Below are 4,154 nucleotides of genomic sequence, written 5' to 3'. Positions count from 1 at the left end.
ATAATGGTAATCTGTATAGCTGTGATCATTTTGTATTTAGAGAAAATCTGCTGGGAAATATTCATTCAAAAAGCTTAGCCAATATGGTAGATTCTGATTTTCAAAAGAGATTTGGCCTGAATAAAATAAAATCCCTACCCCTTATCTGCAAAGAATGTCCTTATCTTAAATTTTGTTACGGGGGATGCCCTTCCAACCGGTTAAGGAAAACACCTTCCGGAGAAACCGGTTTAAACTGGGTATGCGAGGGATATAGAATGTTTTATTCATATACAGAACCAGTTTTTACAGCTATTTCAGAATGTGTAAGACGTAGAGTACCGGTAACTGAATATAAACTTTTTTTAGCTAACAGATATGAAACCTCGTAGAAACAATCCCTAAGTTTATCTACTTATAAGATCGTGGTCGCTTAACTACACCTTTTGGCCCTATTATCATATAGGTCAAGGTACGTTCATCGTTCGTCATCCGCCAGGATAGCATCTTTTGGGCATATTTAAGGACTATCGCCGTATATGCCGGATCTTCTGCCAAATTATGCAACTCCTCCGGGTCTTTCTTAAGATCGAAAAGAAGATGTGGCATGGCTACAAAGTGCACATATTTGTAATGTTCATCCCTGATAACATTAAGGGAATATTCATCAAAGTTAATAACCGGTTCTTTGCCTGGTGGCAGATAACCCGAATAGCGGAAATCGACCTCCCAATGTACTTCAGTGCGGAATCTTTCCGGTGTTTTACCTATAAGGAAAGGAACAAGGGAACGGCCATCACACTGTATCGGAATGTCAGCACCAAACATATCCATAATAGTTGGAAAGATATCGATGTTCTCGGTAAATGCGTTTATCACACGACCGCGCTGCTGCTGCCTTTTTCCATCCGGTGCCCGTATAACTAGAGGCACATGAAAAGTCTGATCAAAGTAAGGTCCTTGTCCTAATAAATAATGGTCTCCTAATTGTACGCCATGGTCGCTGGTGAAAACTATAACTGTGTTTTCGTACTGGCCGGTCTCCTTGAGAAGGTTTATAATCCTGCCTATATTTTCGTCAACCTCTGTCATCAGTCCGTAATATGTAGCGCGTAATTGCCGCATCGATTTCTCATCTCTGGGGTACATACTGGCAGAATAATAACCGCTATTTAAATTCTTTTCTAATTGGAAAGCAAGGAAGGGATGCTGATTTGCCTCTTCTTCCGGTGAAGATGCACGCTTAAAATCCGGAACATCATCTGGATGGTAGAGCCAATTATAAGGTTCGGGTGCAAGATACGGCCGATGCGGTTTCAAATAACTGATATGAAGGAACCATGGTCTGGTACCCGGATTACGAAGGAATTTATCAGCTTTATCAGTCACAAAAGCAGTTTCGCTTTCTTCTTTTGAATATGGTGCAGGTGCGTAGGTTTTCCCGCGCTCTTCAACCCCGGGATATCCCTCCACAGATTTATAATAAAGATCGCGAAGATTTTCAGGTACCTTGTAGCCACGTTCTCTCAACCACTGCGCCCAGGATTCAGGGAAATTTTCACTAGACATTGCCAGACATTTAAATCCAGGGAGTATACCCTCATAGGTCTTTAGTCTTGGATCATGAGGTGGATATAAGCGCGGGTCCGGTGTGGTATCAGTATATCCCGCAAGAGCAGGGTCATAACCAAGTTTCTTGAATTCCAGTGCAATATTAGTGTGGCGTGCATCAAGTGGTGTCCCGTTTTCCAGCGACCGATGATTTTGTAGATACATCCCGGTAAAAATTGATGCCCGGCTTGGGCCACACGGTATACACTGAGCAAAGTGGTTTCGGAATAGAACGCCATCGGCTGCTAAAGCATCGAGATTCGGTGTTTTAACGGTCGGATGCCCCAGGACAGATAAACACTCGGCTCGCCACTGATCTGCAGTAATGAACAAGAAATTTTTCGATTCCATAATATCACCATCAATTATTGTTTCTTTTGGTTCGTGATGATCTTATTGCGCTTTTTATGCATATCATCAATCTGCTGATTGTTCTCAACGCCTCTAAGGTCTACTGTTGTTTGATGTTCCAAAGCACCTTTGAGAGAAAGCTTTTCCGCATAATGGCAGGAGACGAAATGCCCATTAGATATTTCTCGGAACTCCGGTACTTCACTTTTACAACGATGGTTATCCGCATAGGGACAACGGGGGTGAAAAGTACAACCCGAAGGCGGGTTGACCGGACTGGGCTGCTCCCCTTTAAGTAAAGCCTTCTGCATAGGCAAATCCGGATCGTCGGGTGGAATCGCCGACATAAGCGATTCGGTATAAGGATGTTTTGGTGTATAGTATATCTCTTCGGTAATGGCCATTTCAACCAATCGACCAAGGTACATAACGGCAACCCGATTACAGGCATAAGAAACTACACTCAAATCATGTGCAATAAACAGATAAGTAAGGCTCAATTGCTGTTGTAAATCTTTTAAAAGGTTTAATATCTGCGCCTGAATAGAAACATCCAACGCTGAAACCGGTTCATCACAAACAATAAATTCCGGATGCATAACCAGCGCTCTTGCAATAGCAATCCGTTGACGCTGACCCCCGCTAAATGCATGGGGATAGCGGCTGAGCTGTCTCGTTTTAAGCCCGCAAAGGAGGGCAATTTCCTCAACTTGTTTATCTATTTCCTTGCCACTCGCAAGGCGATTTGCGATAAGAGGCTCACCGATAATTTCCTTCACGGTCATCCGCTGATTAAGTGATGAATAGGGATCCTGAAAAATCATCTGCATATGCCGCCATTGTTTACGCAGCTTATTACGCTTTAGAGCAATAATGTCCATCATTTCGTTTTCATTTTTAAATATGATCTGGCCATTGGTAGGTTCAATTAGACGGAGAATTGAGCGGCCAAGAGTAGTTTTGCCTGACCCGCTTTCTCCAACAAGCCCAAGGCTCTCACCTTTGTGAATCTTGAAGCTTACACCATCAACTGCTCGTAAAAAAGATTTATTTTTATTAAACAGTTTACTCTGACCCACTGGGAAATACACTTTTAAATCTTTAATATCAATTAATATACTCATCTATTACTCTCTCCATATCCATACAGATAACAGGCAGCGAAGTGGTCTTTAGAAACTTCCCTGAGATCTGGAAAAGTAGTGTCACAAATACCGGATATAAAATAATCGCACCTGGGGCGAAATGCACAGCCGGATGGGCGATCAAACAAACCGGGAACATTTCCTTGAATGGTCTCCAGACGCCTACGGGCTTCCAAATCTCCCAGACGTGGAACAGCATCAAGTAATTTTATGGTATAGGGATGTTTTGGGTTCTTAAATATTTCTCTCGTAATCCCCTGTTCAATAATCCTACCCATGTACATAATAGCAACCTCATCGGCCATTTGTCCCACTACACCCAGGTCGTGGGTAATGAAGATGATTGAGGTCCTGAACTCCTGCTTCATATCACACATTAGATTGAGAATCTGATTCTGTATGGTAACATCAAGGGCTGTCGTCGGTTCGTCAGCAATCAGAAGTAACGGATCACAGGAAAGCGCTTTTGCAATCATAGCACGCTGGCGCATCCCGCCGGAAAATTCATAGGGATAGCGGTCAACTGCGTTCTTGGCATCGGCGATTCCAACTTTTTTCAAAAGCTCAACCGTAATTCTCTTAGCTTCTTTTTTGGAAACATCTTTATGAAGTTGTATGACTTCCATTATTTGGTACCCGATGGTGTACAGTGGTGAAAAGGAACTCATGGGCTCTTGAAATATCATCGATACCGCACCCCCGCGAATTTTTTGAATATCCTTCCCTCTGGGATTAACTTTAGCCATGTCCAATGTTTTCTCATCATTTTGTCCGTAAAACAGAATTTCACCACCTACTATTTTTAATTCTTTTGCTAAAAGACGGAGAAGGGACAGAGAAGTAACGCTCTTACCGCAACCACTTTCACCCACAAGGGCTAACACCTTTCCTGATTTAAGACTGAAATCTAAACCGCAGACGATGGGAATAAGGGCTTTATCCAACAGCCAGGAAATTTGCAAATTCTTTACCTGCAGTAAAAGTTCTTTCTCCATTTCGAGTCTTCTCCTTTTTTTATTTTGCGAAGGGATCCGCGGCATCCCGCAAGCCATCTCCCATAAAATTAAA

At 42.6% G+C, this 4,154-nt stretch carries 4 protein-coding genes; 1 reads left to right on the top strand and 3 read right to left on the bottom strand.

Annotated features, from left to right (window positions below; translation table 11 throughout):
• Positions 1–371 (top strand): SPASM domain-containing protein (locus tag HGJ98_RS05910; protein ID WP_291350135.1); only part of this gene is annotated, 371 nt, incomplete at its 5' end.
• 19 nt (positions 372–390) lie between these two features.
• Here HGJ98_RS05910 and HGJ98_RS05905 read toward each other — a convergent pair.
• Genes HGJ98_RS05905 through HGJ98_RS05895 form a run of 3 tightly spaced genes read right to left on the bottom strand, consistent with a single transcriptional unit; the run spans position 391 to position 4,081 of the window.
• Positions 391–1,941 carry an alkaline phosphatase family protein gene (locus tag HGJ98_RS05905; RefSeq protein WP_291350134.1) on the bottom strand — a complete coding sequence of 517 codons (1,551 nt, stop codon included), beginning with the start codon at positions 1,939–1,941 and terminating at the stop codon, positions 391–393.
• Positions 1,942–1,955: 14 nt separating this feature from the next.
• The gene (locus tag HGJ98_RS05900; RefSeq protein WP_291350133.1) at positions 1,956–3,065 is read right to left on the bottom strand and encodes an ABC transporter ATP-binding protein; all 1,110 of its coding nucleotides are present in this window, start codon (positions 3,063–3,065) and stop codon (positions 1,956–1,958) included.
• Positions 3,062–4,081, bottom strand: a complete 1,020-nt coding sequence (locus HGJ98_RS05895; RefSeq protein ID WP_291350132.1) for an ABC transporter ATP-binding protein — start codon at positions 4,079–4,081, stop codon at positions 3,062–3,064. The genes HGJ98_RS05900 and HGJ98_RS05895 overlap by 4 nt, the downstream gene beginning before the upstream one ends.
• Positions 4,082–4,154 lie beyond the last annotated feature (73 nt).

It is taken from the genome of Desulfosporosinus sp. (assembly GCF_014237355.1).
Taxonomy (GTDB): Bacteria; Bacillota; Desulfitobacteriia; order Desulfitobacteriales; family Desulfitobacteriaceae; genus Desulfosporosinus.
The sequence above is the reverse complement of the archived record's forward strand: the minus strand, read 5'-3'. Positions and strand labels throughout refer to the sequence as shown.